16 protein-coding genes and 1 tRNA gene are annotated in these 17,936 nt (G+C 41.8%); 8 read left to right on the forward strand and 9 right to left on the reverse strand.

Translation table 11 applies throughout. From position 1 onward, the window contains the following. Positions 1 to 148: 148 nt before the first annotated feature. The gene (gene cls, locus SWP_RS11715; RefSeq protein ID WP_020912693.1) at positions 149 to 1,606 is read left to right on the forward strand and encodes a cardiolipin synthase; all 1,458 of its coding nucleotides are present in this window, start codon (positions 149 to 151) and stop codon (positions 1,604 to 1,606) included. Between the two features lie 54 nt (positions 1,607 to 1,660). Further along, positions 1,661 to 2,287 carry a sulfotransferase gene (locus SWP_RS11720; protein WP_044555874.1) on the forward strand — a complete coding sequence of 209 codons (627 nt, stop codon included), beginning with the start codon at positions 1,661 to 1,663 and terminating at the stop codon, positions 2,285 to 2,287. Between the two features lie 77 nt (positions 2,288 to 2,364). Here SWP_RS11720 and SWP_RS11725 read toward each other — a convergent pair. The 7 genes from SWP_RS11725 to astE all read right to left on the reverse strand — a co-directional run bounded on the left by SWP_RS11725 (position 2,365) and on the right by astE (position 11,039). After that, positions 2,365 to 2,454: transfer RNA gene (locus SWP_RS11725), tRNA-Ser, on the reverse strand. A 166-nt stretch (positions 2,455 to 2,620) separates the two neighbouring features. Next, positions 2,621 to 4,615, reverse strand: a complete 1,995-nt coding sequence (locus SWP_RS11730; RefSeq protein ID WP_020912695.1) for a methyl-accepting chemotaxis protein — start codon at positions 4,613 to 4,615, stop codon at positions 2,621 to 2,623. Positions 4,616 to 4,799: 184 nt separating this feature from the next. Beyond that, a complete protein-coding gene (nadA, locus tag SWP_RS11735; RefSeq protein WP_020912696.1) occupies positions 4,800 to 5,867 on the reverse strand; it encodes a quinolinate synthase NadA in 1,068 nt (355 codons plus the stop codon). Between the two features lie 240 nt (positions 5,868 to 6,107). Beyond that, the gene (locus SWP_RS11740; RefSeq protein ID WP_020912697.1) at positions 6,108 to 7,649 is read right to left on the reverse strand and encodes a dihydrolipoyllysine-residue acetyltransferase; all 1,542 of its coding nucleotides are present in this window, start codon (positions 7,647 to 7,649) and stop codon (positions 6,108 to 6,110) included. 9 nt (positions 7,650 to 7,658) lie between these two features. Further along, positions 7,659 to 8,636: an alpha-ketoacid dehydrogenase subunit beta gene (locus tag SWP_RS11745; protein WP_044555875.1), complete on the reverse strand. Its 978-nt coding sequence runs from the start codon at positions 8,634 to 8,636 to the stop codon at positions 7,659 to 7,661. A gap of 3 nt (positions 8,637 to 8,639) precedes the next feature. Next, positions 8,640 to 9,818 (reverse strand): thiamine pyrophosphate-dependent dehydrogenase E1 component subunit alpha, encoded by a 1,179-nt coding sequence (locus tag SWP_RS11750; RefSeq protein WP_020912699.1) that lies wholly within the window; start codon positions 9,816 to 9,818, stop codon positions 8,640 to 8,642. A 183-nt stretch (positions 9,819 to 10,001) separates the two neighbouring features. Beyond that, entirely contained in the window at positions 10,002 to 11,039 is a 1,038-nt protein-coding gene (gene astE / locus SWP_RS11755) for a succinylglutamate desuccinylase (RefSeq protein WP_020912700.1), read from the reverse strand. Positions 11,040 to 11,285: 246 nt separating this feature from the next. Here astE and msrA point away from each other — a divergent pair, with 246 nt between their 5' ends. After that, a complete protein-coding gene (gene msrA, locus SWP_RS11760) occupies positions 11,286 to 11,765 on the forward strand; it encodes a peptide-methionine (S)-S-oxide reductase MsrA (protein ID WP_020912701.1) in 480 nt (159 codons plus the stop codon). Between the two features lie 378 nt (positions 11,766 to 12,143). Here msrA and pgm read toward each other — a convergent pair whose 3' ends face one another. Continuing rightward, positions 12,144 to 13,787, reverse strand: a complete 1,644-nt coding sequence (pgm, locus tag SWP_RS11765; RefSeq protein WP_020912702.1) for a phosphoglucomutase (alpha-D-glucose-1,6-bisphosphate-dependent) — start codon at positions 13,785 to 13,787, stop codon at positions 12,144 to 12,146. A gap of 35 nt (positions 13,788 to 13,822) precedes the next feature. Further along, positions 13,823 to 14,380: a replication initiation negative regulator SeqA gene (gene seqA, locus SWP_RS11770; protein ID WP_020912703.1), complete on the reverse strand. Its 558-nt coding sequence runs from the start codon at positions 14,378 to 14,380 to the stop codon at positions 13,823 to 13,825. 268 nt (positions 14,381 to 14,648) lie between these two features. On the opposite strand from seqA, the gene SWP_RS11775 reads away from it, so the two are divergent. The 5 genes from SWP_RS11775 (at position 14,649) to earP (ending at position 17,893) form a co-directional block, all read left to right on the forward strand. Further along, positions 14,649 to 15,407, forward strand: a complete 759-nt coding sequence (locus SWP_RS11775; protein WP_020912704.1) for an alpha/beta fold hydrolase — start codon at positions 14,649 to 14,651, stop codon at positions 15,405 to 15,407. A gap of 95 nt (positions 15,408 to 15,502) precedes the next feature. Next, on the forward strand, positions 15,503 to 15,724 hold the full coding sequence (locus tag SWP_RS11780; RefSeq protein ID WP_020912706.1) for a DUF2788 domain-containing protein: 222 nt from the start codon (positions 15,503 to 15,505) through the stop codon (positions 15,722 to 15,724). Positions 15,725 to 15,735: 11 nt separating this feature from the next. Next, positions 15,736 to 16,008, forward strand: coding sequence for a LexA regulated protein (gene ybfE, locus SWP_RS11785; protein ID WP_044555876.1), 273 nt, complete (start codon positions 15,736 to 15,738; stop codon positions 16,006 to 16,008). 53 nt (positions 16,009 to 16,061) lie between these two features. Beyond that, the gene (gene fldA, locus SWP_RS11790) at positions 16,062 to 16,589 is read left to right on the forward strand and encodes a flavodoxin FldA (RefSeq protein WP_020912708.1); all 528 of its coding nucleotides are present in this window, start codon (positions 16,062 to 16,064) and stop codon (positions 16,587 to 16,589) included. Positions 16,590 to 16,687: 98 nt separating this feature from the next. Continuing rightward, the gene (gene earP / locus SWP_RS11795) at positions 16,688 to 17,893 is read left to right on the forward strand and encodes an elongation factor P maturation arginine rhamnosyltransferase EarP (protein ID WP_020912709.1); all 1,206 of its coding nucleotides are present in this window, start codon (positions 16,688 to 16,690) and stop codon (positions 17,891 to 17,893) included. Positions 17,894 to 17,936 lie beyond the last annotated feature (43 nt).

Consider the following 17,936-nt stretch of genomic DNA (forward strand, 5'->3'; position numbering starts at 1 on the left):
TCTAATTTAGATTTACAGTAATCTTTTCATTATAATAGCTTTTACTCTCATGTGGCAGAAACATTGGTAGTATCAATTTCGAAGTCACCTGTCATGAAGGTAGCTCCGTAAATCTATTTCTACAAAGGCCTAAATTATCAAAGAAAATATGTACCAATTTTATCAATTGCTGACCATCGCTGGCGTTTTTGTATATTGGTTAGTCATTGCAGGGATCACAGTCAGAGTCGTCGTGAAAAGACGCGCTATTGGCGTGTCTTTAGCCTGGTTAATGATAATATACATCGTTCCATTGGGCGGGGCATTTGCCTACCTATTATTTGGTGAGCTAAATCTTGGGAAAAAACGTGCAGAGCGCGCACAATCGATGTTCACACCTTACGAGAAATGGTTCTCTAATCTTTATAAAGTACGCCAATATACACCCCATGTATCAAGCCTGTATGGCCAATCAATCAGTGCTATATGCGAGAAGCAGATAGGGATCCCTGCACTTGCCGATAACCAACTCACCCTGCTGAACCAAACATCTGAAATCTTAACTAAATTGATTGAAGATATAGATCAGGCAAAAGAATCTATCCATCTCGAGTTTTACATATGGCAACCAGGTGGAAAAGCAGATGACGTAGCACAAGCATTAATTAATGCCGCAGCTAGAGGCATTAAAGTTAAGTTGTTGTTGGATGCCGCTGGAAGTCGATCGTTCTTCAAAAGCCAATGGCCTAAAACCCTTAGCAATGCTTCAATTATCGTTGTTAAAGCACTCGAAGTTTCGCCGTTAAGAATGTTTTTCCGCCGACTTGACTTGCGGCTGCATAGAAAAATTGTGGTCATCGACAACACCATTGCTTATACAGGCTCGATGAACCTCGTAGACCCAAAATATTTTAATCAAGATGCTGGTGTTGGTGAGTGGATCGATGTAATGGTTCGGATAACAGGGACAACTGTACCCGTGTTAAACAGTATCCACGCATGGGATTGGGAAGTAGAAACCAACGATCGTACCCTGCCCGAATTGCCTGAATGTTTACCGCACAAAGAACATGAAATAACAGATTTGGTGCAAGTGATCCCTTCTGGCCCAGGCATGCGAGAAGAAATAATTCATCAGGTCTTATTACAAAGTATCTATCAAGCGCAACAAAGTATCGTCATCACTACGCCCTATTTCGTCCCCAGCGAAAACCTGCAATTAGCACTTGTTATAGCTGCGCAAAGAGGGGTACAAGTGGATATTATTGTACCTGATAAAAATGACTCAACCATGGTTGAATGGGCCAGTCGTGCATTCTTCACTCAACTCCTTGATGCTGGCGTGATGATCCACCGCTTTACTGGCGGCTTATTACATACAAAGTCAGTAGTGATCGATGAAAACCATTGTTTGATCGGCACCGTTAACTTAGATATGCGCAGTTTATGGCTTAATTTTGAAGTTACATTAGCAGTAGACAACCTTAGCTTTACTCGAGATCTGCAGAAGGTTCAACAAAGTTACCTATCAGATTCAATCAAGGTTTGTCCTGAACAGTGGGCTAAAAGATCACTTGCTAACCGGATAGCAGAACGTACTTTTTACCTATTTAGTCCTCTATTGTAGTGTCAAAACTACAATAACTTACCCTTTCAGTTTACCTAGTCGTTGGTTAAAATTATGAACAAGCTTTTTATCATAGGTCTTCCACGAACCGGAACAACCAGTATTAGTGTAGCGCTGTTAGACTATGGATTTAACGTCGCTCACACTGCTTATACAAAAAGAGCATTTGAATTAGCTGACGTAGTGTCAGACTCGCCCTGCTTTTGCGATTACCGGCATTTAGACACCTTATTCCCTGGTTCCAAATTTGTATATTTAGAGCGGGAGCTTTCTCTTTGGGTGCCATCTATGCAGATGTTAATTAATAAAATGGCAGCCAGTTTAGATTTGAAAACGGGGGTCTTTAATCCAGTACTAAAACGTACTTTTAATGAAACCTTTAAATTATCTTCTACTTCTACCCCCGACAATCACCAACACCTTATAAATTGTTATCAGCAACATAAACTAGCGGTTCACTCCTATTTTAAAGGGCGAGATGACTTGTTAAGCATCGACGTCAGTAAACCCAATAGTTTGAGTGAGTTATTGGCCTTCATAGGTGTAGATTCTGATGAGGAATTGAGTTTCCCGCACTTGAATATAGGTAAGAAAGTTGCCTGTTGGAAAGAGTATAAGCACCCAAACAAAGTCAACTCAAATGCAGCAGGTAAAGAACAGCGAAAATTCTTTAGTTACTGACACTCTTAATATTGATGAAGTGCCAAAAAAATACAGCAAAAAGCCCGTTATCTTTCGATAACGGGCTTTTCAGTATATGGCGGTGAGCGAGAGATTCGAACTCTCGTTAGGGATAAACCTAAACACACTTTCCAGGCGTGCGCCTTCAGCCACTCAGCCAGCTCACCAATTGATTATTTTTACGTGTTTAATCATCACAATAGCCAGAAGCACTTATGCTGCCAACGGAGCGCTACTTTACGCAAAAGCCTTATGTGCGTCAAGCGTATTTGAGACTAGTTCATGTGTTTGCATACTTGATAGCCAAATTCCCGCTAAGCGTACAAAATTACATCAAGAAAGCGTAAACTTACTGACCTGTTTCGCAACATCGTTTGAGCCGTTGACTAACTCATTAGTGAGGACCTGTAGCTCATCTGCAATGGCATGAGTTTGCACATAGATCTCACTGATTTTCAATGCATTCTGGTTCACTTCTTCTGCCACAGCGCTTTGTTCATGGGTGGCAGCAGCTATCTGTTCATTCATACTGTCGATAACACCAACATGAGTTACAATTTTTTTAAGTTCAGTGCTTACCTTTTCCGCCTCTGCTACACTTTCTCCAGCCTGCTTTGTGCCCCGGTCCATCGCATTAACCGCAACATTAGCGCCAGAGCTTAAGCGCTCAGTCATCTCTTTGATATCGCCTGTTGCAGTTTGAGCTCGTTGCGCAAGGTTTCTCACTTCATCGGCAACCACCGCAAATCCACGCCCCATTTCACCAGCGCGAGCGGCTTCAATTGCAGCATTCAGTGCTAAAAGGTTGGTTTGTTCTGCAATACCGCTAATTACATCAGAAACTGCAACAATACCCTGAATATCTTGCTCTAACGCCTGTAATGCAGTTGCTGAATCATTGATTTCATTAGCTAACAAACCTATTGCGACACTCGACCGACCGACCTCTTCATTACCCTCTTGGGCTTCGAGATTCGCTTCAGTTGAAGCGTTTGAAGCATTTTCGGCATTCTCTGCAATTTCAGCAACCGTCGCACTCATCTCTGTCATTGCCGATGCGACCTGCTCCGCTTCGCTATGCCCTAGTTGTACATCACTTTTTAGCTGGTTAGAGTGTTGCTCTAACTTCTCAATCGCCCTAAATAAAACGTTAGAGTTGTTTTGAACGTGTGCTATCACTTTTTCAAAGTCGTTCATCATTCCGTTAAAAGCTTTTGCTAAGACACCAAATTCGTCATCGCTGTGTTGAACGATTCTGACACTTAAATCAAAATTCTCTCTCGCAAGAGTCATACTACGTTGGATGTTTGCCACACTATTGTGAATAAAGCGTATCACTGACATCGAAACAAAAATCACCAAACTTGCTACCAAGAGTAAAACAGCTAACGTTATATAAAAATGTTTAGTTGCAACATTGAGCCTAGCTTTTGTCACTGCCATCAATTCATTAGATAAACCTTGTTCAAACTGGCTTAACAGCTCTATTCGTTGTGTAGAAGTCTGAAACCACCTTTCAGGCTGTTGTTGCTTCAACTGCTGCGGGTTTTGACTAAAACCTATCGCTCTATAGTCTGTAACTTCTTTGAATGCTGGATTGTTTAATAGCTGATGGTACTCAGTATAATTTTGCGGTTCAGTTAATGCTAGAAAACGTTCTTGATACGCTTCTTGCTCAGAAACTAGGGTAACAAAGCGGCGGTAAGTCCCCATTTTAAAGGTGTCATTACCAAACGTTGAACTGAGTACCGCTCTTTCAATACCTGCGCGCTCTTTCATCTGTAAGAAAGCTGAGAAAGCGGCAGCCTTTATTGCTATCTGCTGATTGGCACCTTGCTTAGCGGTTAGATCGACAATACTTAGTAACTCTTTATTTAACTCAGTATAGAAAGCAACTTCTTCAGCGACACTAATAGACAGAGCGTGTACCTGTCTTCTTACATCAGGGATTTGCGCGATTAATGCGTTAGTTTTGCGGATCTCAGCAATAAACTCATTTGGCAGTGTATTACCTTCAAGAAACAGCTCAAAAGTGCGAATAAGTTCGTCAGTATCTTGTTGCTGCGCAGGTAGTGTTGCGTTAAAAGCCTTACCGTTAGAGCCAATAAAACCGGCACTCATACCGCGTTCCTTTTGGATTTCATGTACCATACTACTATTGGCGACCGCGAGTTCGCTTAACACTAATACTTGATCTAACTGTTTGGTTAATTTGTATTGTTCTAAGGCATAAAGCCCGCCAAAGACAATTGATGCAAATAAAGAAGGGGCGATAACAATAAAAAATTTATACTTTAACGAAAGGTTGCCGAGCCAATTCCATTTCATTCGTGAGCCTTTAAGTTGTTAAATCAAATTAGTGGCTAGGATAAACTATACAAGCAGGAGGTAAACAGTCGTTTGATAAAATTCCCACAAAAAAAGCCTGCTATTGCAGGCTTTTTAATCATCATCGAATCCGTTGTGATCTAGATCAAAAATACATGATTACTTTGACATTACTTAACAATTATTAAGCATTGCCTTTTACCTTCATATTCAACTCTTTTGCGAAATTTAACATACGATCCAGCGGCTTTAACGCATCAAGCCTAAGGTTTTCATCAACAAATATTTCATGATGCTGTTGTGCGTCAATCTCTAATGAACTTTCTATGGCTTTTAAGCCGTTCATCGCCATCCATGGGCAATGTGCACAGCTTTTACACGTTGCGCCATTACCACCTGTTGGCGCTTCAATCAGCACCTTATTAGGCGCCGCTTGCTGCATTTTATAGAAAATGCCTCTGTCAGTTGCAACGATGAACTTGTCATTATCCATTGTCTGAGCGGCTTTAATCAATTGACTGGTAGAGCCGACAGCATCAGCTAATTCAACCACACTTGCTGGAGATTCAGGATGAACCAAAACAGCGGCCGTTGGATGTAGTTTCTTCAGTTCGGTTAATGCTTTCGCTTTAAACTCGTCATGTACAATACATTCGCCTTGCCACATCAACATCTCTGCGCCAGTTTCTTTGGCAATGTAACTGCCTAAATGACGGTCTGGCCCCCAGATTATTTTCTTTCCCTCACTATCAAGGTGTTCAACTATTTCCAGAGCAATGCTAGAAGTGACCACCCAATCTGCACGCGCTTTCACTGCAGCGGATGTATTGGCATAAACCACGACAGTGTGATCTGGATGTGCATCGCAAAACTCGCTAAAGGTTTCTATTGGGCAACCGATATCTAACGAACAGGTAGCATCAAGTGTTGGCATCAACACTGTTTTTTCTGGACTTAGAATTTTTGAAGTCTCACCCATAAATTTCACGCCAGCAACGATAAGTGTTTTTGCTGAGTGATCTCGCCCAAAACGTGCCATCTCTAGGGAATCTGAAACACAGCCGCCAGTTTCTTCAGCAAGTGCTTGAATTTCTGGATCAGTATAGTAATGAGCAACCAGTACCGCATTACGCTCTTTTAGCAGTTGTTTTATACGTGCTTTCGATTGCTCTTTTTCTATATCAGATAAAGGCATAGGCTTAGGCGGGAATGGATAGTCAATAGTTTCAATACTTGGGACGAACGCGCTCATACAACAACCAAAGGCAATAACAGATTAGCGGAATTATACGGAATAGTTCACAAATTGAAAACTCTTTATCCTTATTCTATTTTTCTATTATTCCAATCACTATTTAACTTACTTCAAAACCTCTAAGGTCTCCCGAAACGACCAAATATTTATCCGAATATGAATTTAGTATTGCCTTTAAGCAAATAAAAAAGGTGCTTTAATAAGCACCTTCTATACGGTTAACAGACACGACAAGGATTACTGCATTGCCAGTAGCATCTCTTGAGGTTGCTCTAGGTATAGCTTCCACAAGTTACAGAAACGCGCAATGGTGCCGCCATCAATCACTCTGTGATCGCCAGACCAACTTACTTGCATGATCTTACGCGCTTCAACTTCTCCAGCAGCATTAAATCTTGGCAATACCTGCAACTTACCAAGCGCTACAATGGCAACTTCTGGTTTATTGATAATAGGTGTTGCGACTGTTCCGCCTAAGGCCCCAATATTTGAAATTGAAATACTGCCACCTTTAAGGTCGCTAGGTGATACACGTCCGCTACGAGCAGCTGTCGTTAAACGGGTGATATCTGCTGCAATCTCCAAAATAGTTTTATTTTGTACATCTTTTACATTCGGTACTAACAGTCCTACTTTAGAGTCAACTGCCATGCCTATGTTATGACTGCTTAGGAATGTCTGTTCGCTACAGTCAGCATTCACTTGGCTATTCATATCAGGGAATTGAGTGAGAGCTAGCGACATAGATTTCATAAAGAATGGCATCATAGTGAGCTTTAACTCATCAGTAGAATACTTTTTCTTCATGCTTTCACGCAGCGCAACTAATTCAGTCAGGTCAAACTCTTCACAATAGGTGAAATGCGGAATGGTTGACACAGATTCTGTCATCATTCTTGCCATTACAGCGCGTACACCTTTAATAGGCTCTACGCGATCTGTAGTAACATTTGGCTTATCGTTTGACGTTGGCGAAGCAGCTTGCTCTTGTTGGCTCACAACAGCAACAGGCGACTGATGACGTTCTATATCTTCTTTAAATACACGACCATTCTTACCAGTACCTTTAACCGAAGCGATATCGATATCAAGAGTACGAGCTAAACGGCGCACTGCAGGACTTGCAAGCGCTTTACCTTGTGAAGCAGGCTCAACTTTCTGACTAACTTGTTTACTTTCCGATTCTGTAGTAGCGGTACTTTCGACTACAACAGCCGTTTGCGACTCCACTTCGATCGCAAATAGCGGTGCATGTACTTTCGCTAACTGGCCTTTACGGTAATGCAGTTTGGCGATTTTACCGTTCTTAATTGCTGGGATTTGAACCAACGCTTTATCTGTCATAACATCAGCGATTGGCTGATCTTCAACCACGGTGTCACCTTCGCTTACTAACCATTCAACTAATTCACACTCTACAATTCCTTCACCAATATCTGGTAACAGAAACTCTTCAATCGTGACGCCAGCAGATGTTACTGAAACAGGTTGAGTGATTTCTGGTTGCTCAGTTACCTCTGCAGTCTCTACTGGAGCAGAACCACCAACGTCAACTGAGTATAAAGGTTGATGCACGATTGCAATTTCACCTTTAGCATAATGAAGTTTTGCTATGGTTCCAGCGTAAGGCGCTGGAATTTGTACTAGCGCTTTGTCTGTCATTACATCAGCAATTGGCTGATCTTCTGTGACAACATCGCCCTCTTGCACTAACCACTCAACGAGTTCGCATTCAACTACGCCTTCACCGATATCAGGCAGAATAAATTCTTTAATCATGGCGAGCTCCTAAAATTTAACCGATGCTTTAATCGCTTCAAAGGTTTTCAAAGCATCCGGCATATACTCTTTTTCATGGATCAACGGATAGGGAGTATCCAAACCACAAACTCGTGCGATCGGTGATTCAAGGTATAAGAAACATTCCTCTTGAATCGTAGCCGCTATTTCACCGGCAAACCCACCGGTTAACGGTGCTTCATGGTTAATGAGTAATCGGCCTGTCTTTTTAACTGAAGCCGCAACTGTATCAACGTCCCACGGTGATAAGGTGCGCAGATCGATCACCTCACATGAAATGCCTTTCTTTGCTGCCATATCTGCAGCGTTCTCAAGAATTTCCATCTGTGCGCCCCAGCCTAACAAGGTGATATCTGTACCCTGCCGAACAACTTCAGCTTTACCCAATTCGATTTCAAAATCACCGTCAGGTACTTCACCTACGGAGGCACGGTAAAGTCGTTTGGGTTCGAAAAATATGACTGGATTTTTATCTCGTATAGAAGCAATCAACAAACCTTTGGCTTGCTCAGGGTTACGAGGAATAACCACTTTAAGTCCTGGCGTTTGGGTGAAGTAGGCTTCAGGTGATTGAGAATGATAATGACCGCCAGCGATACCGCCGCCATAAGGTGTGCGGAAAGTTAATCCACCGACATCAAACTCATTGCCACTGCGGTAGCGGAATTTTGCGCTTTCGTTGACAATCTGATCGATTGCCGGAAAGATATAATCTGCAAATTGTATTTCAGCGACTGCAGTCATACCATTGGATGCGAGTCCATTTGCAAAACCAGCGATACCTTGTTCTGTTAGTGGGGTATTAAAGCAGCGATCACGACCAAACTTTTCTTGTAGGCCCGAAGTTGCTCTGAAAACACCGCCAAAATGACCGACGTCTTCACCAAATACCATCATTTTTTTATCAGCTTCCATTTCCGAGCTCAGGGCTTCGTTAATGGCTTGCAACATATTCATCTCTGCCACAGCTTAGATTCTCCCTGCGCTTTTTGGATAGGCTTCTGGATACTTTTTGATATGTGACTTTAGATCAGCTAACTGTTTTTCAAGAATAGGCGTTGGCTTGTCATACACATCTTGAATAAGTTCATCTAAGTGCGGTAACGGCACCTTTTCAGCAACTTTAAGTTCGGCTAACACTTCTTCACGATATTTGACATATAGATCAGCATCTTGTTTCTCGTTTAACCATCCTTTGTTGATCATCCATAACTTAAAACGTTTTACAGGATCATGCTGCTGCCACTTTGCTTCTTCGTCTTTTGAACGATAGCCCGACGGATCATCTGATGAAGAGTGTGCGCCTAAACGATAAGTCATCGCTTCAATAAGAACTGGCGCATTGTTATCTAACGCATAAGCCCGCGCTTGTTGTGTAGCTGCCAATACCGCAAGCATATCGTTGCCATCAACACGAATAGTGTGCATGCCGTAGCCTGGACCACGACTCGCTATACCGTTACCAGAAAACTGCTCTTCAGTTGGCGTGGAAATAGCGTAACCGTTGTTACGGCAGAAAAAGATTACTGGCGAGTTAAGGACTGCCGCCATATTAAGACCGGCATGAAAGTCTCCCTCTGAAGCTGCACCTTCACCAAAATAACAAATAGCAATGTTACGCTTTTTTTGCATTTTCAAACTATAAGCAACACCAGTTGCCTGTGGGATCTGCGTCGCTAGCGGCGAAGAGATGGTCTGGTAGTTAAGTGCTTCGCTGCCGTAATGAATCGGCATTTGACGACCTTTGCCCAAATCTTTTTCGTTGCTGAACATTTGGTTCATAAACTGTTCAGTCGTGAATCCCCGATAGCGCAGCGCTGCATGTTCACGGTATTGGGCTAAAATAACATCACCGTCATCAAGCGCTGCGGTACTACCAATAATTGAGGCTTCTTCACCCGTACATGTCATATAAAAACTAATTCGCCCTTGACGCTGCGCACCCAACATACGCTCGTCGATAACCCGCGTAAATACGCAAGTATCATGGATCTTATTAGCTAAATCTTCATCTATGACAGGCAATACTGCTCCCTCATAGGCGGTACCATCTGCTTGTAATACTTTAAGGATGGGGATCGCGATAGCATTTTTATCTAAAAAACTTACACGATGGACAGTCTCAGCATTTGTTGTTGCGTTGCTCATAATGTGCTCTTGTTATTTATGATGCTTCCAAATGTCAAAAAGAAGCATCTATCTATTCTAATACGCGGGAAGAACATTACGTTAACGTAAACTAACTCTCAATACTTCCCATCTCTCAAAAGACAACTAAGCGCTTCCTTGCATGTATATATTGGTTTACATGCACAGTTATTCAGTTTGAATTTAGTCTAAATTGCTGTCGTCTGCAGTCTTTAACATCAGCACTGTACGTTGACCCACTGGCACTTTGGCGTTAGGGAATACAATAGATTCAAACTCATGTTCAATCTTAACCGCCTTACCGCCCTCTTTCGCTAACGTATAACCTTTAGGAAACGCGGTAAAGTTTTCAACGTCATTAGTAAAATTGAATTCAAAGTCGTCAAAATGTTTGTTAACTGAACGGCAGACTTGATAAAGATTTAATCGTTTAAGGTCAAACTCTGGCAGTTGCAGATCTTTACCCGTCATCAACAAAGTCAACATCTCTTTCATGGCGATAAAACGCGTCATATCGTTCTGCCCCATCGGAAATACTTTTCCTAATTCGATGGTGAAGGCATCTGCTCGATAGTTCTCAGACGAGAAATAGCTAAAGGTTGTTGTCGGTTCATGATGGAACAATATGGTGTTTACGCCACAAGACTCAAGGAACATTATCTGCTCTCGACTGTACTTTCGACCCGGTCGATAAGGATATATAGCGAACTTTTCATGCTTTGAGCCGCGTATAGCTGTATGCAGATCATAGTGTATACGCTGCCTTTCACCGGACTGTGAGGCGTAAAACCTATCGACATATTGCTCTAACTTATGGGCTCGAATGCGCTCTGGATTACACAAACCTTCATCACGTGAATGTGCGCCATTAAACAAACGATTTAAATTCTCATCAATAAAGCGGGTACCATTATGAATAGCTGCAGGATTACCAATTAGAAACATTACCCGCTGCGCCAGTGTTAACTCTTCGGACAAGATCTGAGTGATTAATGCATTACAAAGTTCGATCGGCGCAGTCTCATTGCCATGCACCGCACAGGACAGCACTATATCTTTACTGTGCTTAGCCTGCTTTGGCGAAAACACAATAACGCCGGTATCCCACACTTCAACATGTGTATGCTCACCTAAGTCAAATTCAAAGCTCTCAGAAAGATACTGAGGATGAGCCAACGTTAGTGCGAGAAAATCCTTAGACTGCTTCAATTCATGAAACACAAATCACTCCTTATTTATACTTGTCAGTGCGCTGTACGTAAGTTTGATTATCCATTTAAACCAAGCCACCTCGGCGCTAATGCACTGGATATTAGCACGAAATATACCTCTAGCAGGCAACGAATTTACAGTCTTAGTTCAACAAGTAATCAGCTAGATTAATTTGTGCTTGCATTGCAACTAAACATAAAACACAATGAAGACATCTAGCCATCCAAACGGCTAACAATATTTTTAGGAGTCGACATGGCTTTAGCTACATTCGGTGCAGGTTGTTTTTGGGGTGTTGAATATTTTTTCAAGCAAGTAGACGGTGTGGCTAACTGTGTCTGTGGTTATATGGGTGGAGACAATCAATATTCATCATATGTAGACGTGAAAGCTGGAATTACTGGCCACGCTGAAGTCGTTCAAGTTGAATACGATCCAAGCAAGGTTTCTTTCAATACTCTGTTAGAAATATTCTGGCAAAACCATAACCCGACAACCGTAAATCAGCAGGGTGATGATATCGGCGATCAATACCGTAGTAGTATATTTTTTCACGATACGTTACAACAGGAACAAGCACAGCTTGCAAAACAAGCGATAATAGACAGTAAAAAGTGGGGCAAGAAGCCAATAGTCACCGAAATTGTGCCTATTGAGCAATTCCATGAGGCAGAAAGTTATCATCAAGATTATCTCGCTAAGAACAACCTACCTAGCTGTCATATTAGCTTCTAAACTGGGTATAGTTCACTCGATTACCTTTAAGATTAGCTGTTATACCAATTGCATTAAAAGTTTGACCATTCAGCGGGAATTCAAAATGCTGTAGGCAAGTAGTGGGATTTGAGTTAATAGTTATTCTATATCCAAATCCTATAATGAAGCATACAACGTTTTGAAACCCGCACTTCGTGAGCACCTCAGTCTTTCCACTTCTGCTTTGCATTGTCTTAAAAGGGAATGACCATTTCTTTACCAAAGCGCTTTGAATTGAAAAGACTGAGGGGGCTCTGAACTGGTCAAATACTTAATGCAATTGGTATTAATATTTTAAGCAAAAATATCTTAAAAAAAAGGCGCCATTTGGCGCCTTTTTTGTTTACGAGTCTGATACTAACCAACTAAAGCTTGCTCAACTATCTGCTGTGCTTCAGCTAATATAAGCTGCAAATGCTCTTCACTAACAAAGCTTTCTCCGTAAAGTTTAAATAGCGCCTCAGTACCTGAAGGGCGAGCAGCAAACCAACCGTTACGAGTAGAGATTTTGATCCCCCCAATTGCTGCGTTATTACCTGGCGCATGGGTGAGCCTTTGGGTAATAACATCGCCTGCAAGTGATGTCGCGGATATCGACTCTACAGTGATCTGACTCAGTTTAGCCTTGTTCTCTAAACTAATTGGGCTATCAATCCTCTGGTAATAACTTTGACCAAATTCGCCCTCAAGTTCAAGGTAACGTTGCTGTGGCGTTTTACCGGTAACTGCTAATATTTCAGCTGCCAATAAACAAAGAATAAAGCCGTCTTTATCTGTACACCAAGTGCTACCATCGAGCCTTAAAAAAGCTGCACCAGCGCTCTCTTCTCCACCAAAAGCAAATGTACTATTTGCAAGACCTTCCACAAACCATTTAAAGCCAACCGGTACTTCAGACATACGCTTGTCGTGCATGTCACATACCTTATCAATCATGGCACTCGACACTAATGTTTTACCAATTAGCATGTTGTCGTTCCAATGAGGCCTATGCGTTGCCAAGTAATCGATAGCAACAGCAAGAAAATGATTTGGATTCATTAACCCTGTGCCAGGGCAAACAATACCATGGCGATCGTAATCAGGATCATTGCCAAAACAGAGATCATAATTGTCTTTGTGCGCTAGTAAGCCGGCCATAGCGTATGGAGATGAACAGTCCATGCGGATTTTGCCATCTTTGTCCAGCGGCATAAAACTGAAACTTGGATCAATTTTATTGTTAACAATTGATATGTCTAAGCCATATTGCTTAGCGATAGGTAGCCAATAGTCAATACCTGAACCACCAAGTGGGTCAACGCCTATACGTAGCTTAGCATCGGCAATCGCAGACAAGTTTATAACGTTAGCCAGATCGTCGACATAAGGCGTAATAAAATCTTCTTGAATAACAAATTCAGACTGCAGCGCTCGGCTATAATCGCAGTGTTGAACGCCCTCTAAACTATTAGCTAAGTATTCGTTGGCTCTATGTTGGATCCAATGGGTAATATCTCCCTCGGCGGGTCCACCATGGGGAGGATTGTACTTAATACCGCCATCTTGAGGTGGATTATGCGACGGAGTCACAATCAGTCCATCGACTAAATCGTTATTATTATTTTTATTCGCGCAAACGATGGCATGGGATACAACAGGCGTTGGGGTAAAACCATCATTTTGATGTACAGCGACGGTAACCTTATTTGCCACTAATACTTCAATAACAGATATCGCTGCTGGTTGAGATAAAGCGTGGGTATCTATACCTAAAATAAGTTTGCCGCTAATTCCAGCTTGAAGGCGGTAATCTGCCACAGCCTGAGCAATAGCGAGAAGGTGCGCCTCATTAAAACTGCGTTTAATCGCACTACCACGATGTCCTGAAGTGCCAAAGGTCACTTGCTCAGTCACCTCAGCTACATTTGGGCTTAAACGATAATATAAGCTTATTAATTTCGAAGTGTTGACCAAATCCTTTTGCTCAGCAATCTGCCCTGCTCTTTCATGTATAGCCAAAAACTAGCTCCTTTAGTTACTGTTATATTTTGAAATTAAATCTTACTGGTAATAGCAGCAACTTGCTCTTCATCAGTACCAAATTGCATTAATACTTCTGACAAGATAGTGCGTTTTTTAGCGGTATTATTGTTGGTCGTCACCCAAAATCCACTCTTACCAATCTCTTTTGGATTAGCCGACTTACTGGCCTTTAGTAATGCATCCTTTGAGGTGGCAAAGTACAATCGGTCTCGTCCTTGGATCTGCAGCACTTGCTGAAATTGACTGTTAGACGATTGGTAAACCGTGTCGAGTATAAATAAAAAACGTCCTACAGCGCCCTTTTGAGCCGCAAGCAGATCTGCATCTATAAGCCCAATGAAGTCTGATGTTGGCTTTATTTGCTCTACTTTAGGTTCTACGACAGCTTCTACCACGTCCTTGTTGACTTCCAAGCTTGGATGACTGATGGTTTCAGGCTCTGTTTGTGCAATTGAATCAACGCGCAGCCCTAGTATTCGACGTAAAATATCTGAAGCACTCTCGCCAATATGTTCAGTCTTACTGGCAATGTGACGGTAAAGTTCTTCATCAACCTCGATATATTTCATAACGTTTATCTTCCTTACGTAGAAAACTGGTTTCGGTGTTATTAATGACTATATTACAGCCCCGAATTATCCCCTCAGTGTAACGAGGTTTAGAGCCTTGATAAAGCACCAATAATTGAAAACTGCGATCCGCATAAGAAAGAGTGACGGTTAACCCTATTAGGCGCTTAATAATGCACCAAAGAGATGACAATTTTGTGACCTGACTTGGATTATTTTATGGATACAGGCACAATCTGCACCAATTGATCTTAGCGGTAGACATAAAATGCACTATACGACCAATGGCAATGGACCGGTTGTGATTCTTATCCACGGATTATTTGGAGATCTCGATAACCTTAAAGCGCTTGGTAAAAGTTTAGAAGATAGCTTTACCGTCGTGAGAGTTGATGTTGCCAACCATGGAAGTAGTAAGAAAGTCTCCTCTATGACCTACCTATCGTTGGCTGAAGATATCAAGCGGCTCATTGAAACCCTAAAAGTTAACAGTGCTATTTTAGTTGGCCACTCCATGGGCGGTAAAATAGCGATGGCGACAGCGCTATCTTACCCTGGCCTGGTTAACAAGCTGGTGGTAGCAGATATAGCCCCCGTCTCCTATAACAGTCGCCATGATAAAGTATTTGAAGCGCTCGAAAGTATGCCGCTGAACCAAATTAAAGACAGACGCGATGCACTCGAACATATGCGTGCGCATGATATCGATGAAGGTACCGCTCAGTTTCTTTTAAAATCGCTAGTGCGTCGTGACCAAGGTTTTAAATGGAAGATGAATTTAACCGGCTTAAAACAAAGCTATAGCGACATAATTAGTTGGCCAACATTCACATCGCCATACCAAGGAGCTTGTCTATTTATTAGAGGCGGCGACTCAGACTATGTTACGTCGGCACACCGAAACGCTATAATTGAGCAATTCCCAACAGTTAAAGCAAAGACTATTGAGGGCACGGGCCATTGGTTACATGCTCAAAAAGCCAGCATTTTTAACCGTATGGTTAAAGATTTCATTACCAATAAATGAGCTTTAAATTGGGCTATAAAGGTGTAAATCGTCTAGCCGCTTTAAAACTTATGTGGTATATTCGCGCCACTTTTTTTGGCCAGAAGGAATGGTAGATGTTAATGCAATATATGGAACAGATTGAAGCTCTAGGCTTAAACCTGTTTTTTGCAGCCATTTTCTTTTTTATTGGTATGGCCATACACGATGTACTCAAGCAGGGAAAAGTCCCTAAGTTTGGGCGATACATTGTTTGGTTAGTTTTATTTCTCGGCTGCGCCGGGTTTATAGCAAAAGGGATTATACAGATGACTTGGGAAGGCTCAGGCATCAGTTAAATACGAACTCAATGGCAAAAGAAACATCAGATAGAACCACCATTGATCTGTTCGCAACAGAAAAACGACGTGGTCGTCCTCGCAGCAACCCACTGCCGCGGGACCAGCAATTAAAAATTAATAAAAGAAATCAGATCCAACGCGACAGAGCGAATGGATTAAAGCGAATAGAGTTAAAGGTGTCACAAGATTTGTATGACGCCTTGAATGAACAGGCAATGGCCAGTAACATCAGCCGCAGTCAGTTAATAGAATCAATACTGCAAAAGTTAGTAAGTAATTAAAGGCTTTTGCAGCATAAATACCTTAAAGTGAACTAGATATTAAAGGAACAACAATGGCTACAGTAGGTCTTTTTTTCGGGTCTGACACAGGCAACACCGAAGCCGTCGCCAAAATGATCCAGAAAAAACTGGGTAAAAAAATGGTTGAGGTGAAAGATATCGCCAAAAGTACCAAAGAACAGATAGCAGATTATGATCTGCTTCTTTTCGGGATCCCAACATGGTATTACGGTGAAGCACAGTGTGATTGGGACGATTTTTTCCCAGAACTTGAGCAAGTTAACTTTGAAGATAAGTTAGTCGCTATTTTCGGTTGTGGCGATCAAGAAGATTATGCTGAATACTTCCTTGATGCGATGGGCATGGTTAATGAGATTGTTGAAGGTCGTGGCGGTATCGTTATCGGTCACTGGCCAACAGAAGGCTACGATTTTGAAGCATCTAAAGGATTAGTCGATGACAAACATTTTGTCGGACTAGGCATTGACGAAGACCGTCAACCAGAGCTAACTGAAGAGCGTGTTGATGCTTGGGTCAAGCAGATCTACGAAGAGATGTGCTTAGCTGAATTAGAAGATTAACAGTCCATTAGTATGACTAAACTTTAAAAAAAACGGCATTTATGCCGTTTTTTGTGTTTGCGGTATTCTTAAAATTACTTTTTAGGTAGCAAGTAGTAATGACGAGTAGGGTAAAAACAGCAATGCCTTTGGCAAACTGGGATATCTTTTGTGCCGTTGTCGATAACTATGGCGATATCGGTGTCACTTGGCGTTTGGCCAAGCAACTTACAAATGAATACCCAATAAGCGTCACTCTCTGGGTTGACGACTTAACGAGTTTCTCCCATATCCTCCCTTCTCTCGATCCAGAGCTTACCAGCCAAGTTCACTATGGTGTGAAAATAAACCTCTGGAGTCACCCTTTACCAGTCAGTTTTAACTGCCCCGATGTCATCATTGAAGCATTTGCCTGTAATTTACCTGACGATGTTGTGCAAATCATGTATGACCAGCATCAAGCGTTTAAGAAAAATCTAAGCAACATTAAAGCACCAGTTTGGTTAAATCTTGAGTACCTCAGTGCTGAATCTTGGGTTGAGGGGTGTCATGGGCTACCGTCTATGCAAAATAACGGTTTGAAAAAGCACTTCTATTTCCCTGGATTTACCGAAAAGACTGGCGGCTTAATTTGTGAAAAAGGCACTCTTGATAGACGAAAAGTATGGCAAAGTCATCTACATTACCGCATGCAGTTATTTGACAAACTAGGCCTTAAAGATATTGCAAGTAGTGATACCGTCATCAGTGTTTTTAGCTATGAAACTCCAGCATTGCTAGCTCTATGCAATCTATGGATACAGAGTAAAAAGCCAATTCACGCTCTGATACCAAAAGGGCGCAGCTTAAATTGTTTACAGCCCTTGTTGCCCTGCTCTATCGAAGAGCTTAAACCCGGACAACAGATAAAACATGGAGAGCTAACCCTGCATATTTTACCAATGACTGACCAGCAAGGTTTTGACGAGCTGTTGTGGAGCTGTGATTTTAATATTGTACGTGGTGAAGACTCTTTTTTACGCGCCCAGTGGGCGGCTAAACCTTTTATTTGGCATATCTATCCTCAAGAAGATGATTATCACCTGATTAAATTAGATGCGTTTCTCAATTTGTACTGCAGTGATTTGTCCGAAAATACTGCCCATTTTTATCAAAAATTAAATATCTCGTTTAATACAGGTAACCAAGAAGATACGCATAAAGCATGGGAAAGTTTGACTTGTAACATGCCCGAACTCAATAAAAACGCCAAACAATGGCCAATTAACACATTAAATGATACAGATCTTGCTTCTCGACTAGTTCAATTCGTCAAAAATAGCTAAGATACTGCGTTGAAATAGAAAAAACCTAAAATAGGAAATTGTG

Source organism: Shewanella piezotolerans WP3, assembly GCF_000014885.1.
GTDB classification, from domain to species: domain Bacteria; phylum Pseudomonadota; class Gammaproteobacteria; order Enterobacterales; family Shewanellaceae; genus Shewanella; species Shewanella piezotolerans.

Excerpts from the sequence above, each read along its gene's own strand:
- cls (WP_020912693.1), top strand. The coding sequence starts at position 149 with ATGTACCAATTTTATCAATTGCTGACCATCGCTGGCGTTTTTGTATAT.
- SWP_RS11720 (WP_044555874.1), top strand. The coding sequence starts at position 1,661 with ATGAACAAGCTTTTTATCATAGGTCTTCCACGAACCGGAACAACCAGT.
- SWP_RS11730 (WP_020912695.1), bottom strand. The coding sequence starts at position 4,615 with ATGAAATGGAATTGGCTCGGCAACCTTTCGTTAAAGTATAAATTTTTT.
- nadA (WP_020912696.1), bottom strand. The coding sequence starts at position 5,867 with ATGAGCGCGTTCGTCCCAAGTATTGAAACTATTGACTATCCATTCCCG.
- SWP_RS11740 (WP_020912697.1), bottom strand. The coding sequence starts at position 7,649 with ATGATTAAAGAATTTATTCTGCCTGATATCGGTGAAGGCGTAGTTGAA.
- SWP_RS11750 (WP_020912699.1), bottom strand. The coding sequence starts at position 9,818 with ATGAGCAACGCAACAACAAATGCTGAGACTGTCCATCGTGTAAGTTTT.
- msrA (WP_020912701.1), top strand. The coding sequence starts at position 11,286 with ATGGCTTTAGCTACATTCGGTGCAGGTTGTTTTTGGGGTGTTGAATAT.
- seqA (WP_020912703.1), bottom strand. The coding sequence starts at position 14,380 with ATGAAATATATCGAGGTTGATGAAGAACTTTACCGTCACATTGCCAGT.
- SWP_RS11775 (WP_020912704.1), top strand. The coding sequence starts at position 14,649 with ATGCACTATACGACCAATGGCAATGGACCGGTTGTGATTCTTATCCAC.
- SWP_RS11780 (WP_020912706.1), top strand. The coding sequence starts at position 15,503 with ATGTTAATGCAATATATGGAACAGATTGAAGCTCTAGGCTTAAACCTG.
- ybfE (WP_044555876.1), top strand. The coding sequence starts at position 15,736 with ATGGCAAAAGAAACATCAGATAGAACCACCATTGATCTGTTCGCAACA.
- fldA (WP_020912708.1), top strand. The coding sequence starts at position 16,062 with ATGGCTACAGTAGGTCTTTTTTTCGGGTCTGACACAGGCAACACCGAA.
- earP (WP_020912709.1), top strand. The coding sequence starts at position 16,688 with ATGACGAGTAGGGTAAAAACAGCAATGCCTTTGGCAAACTGGGATATC.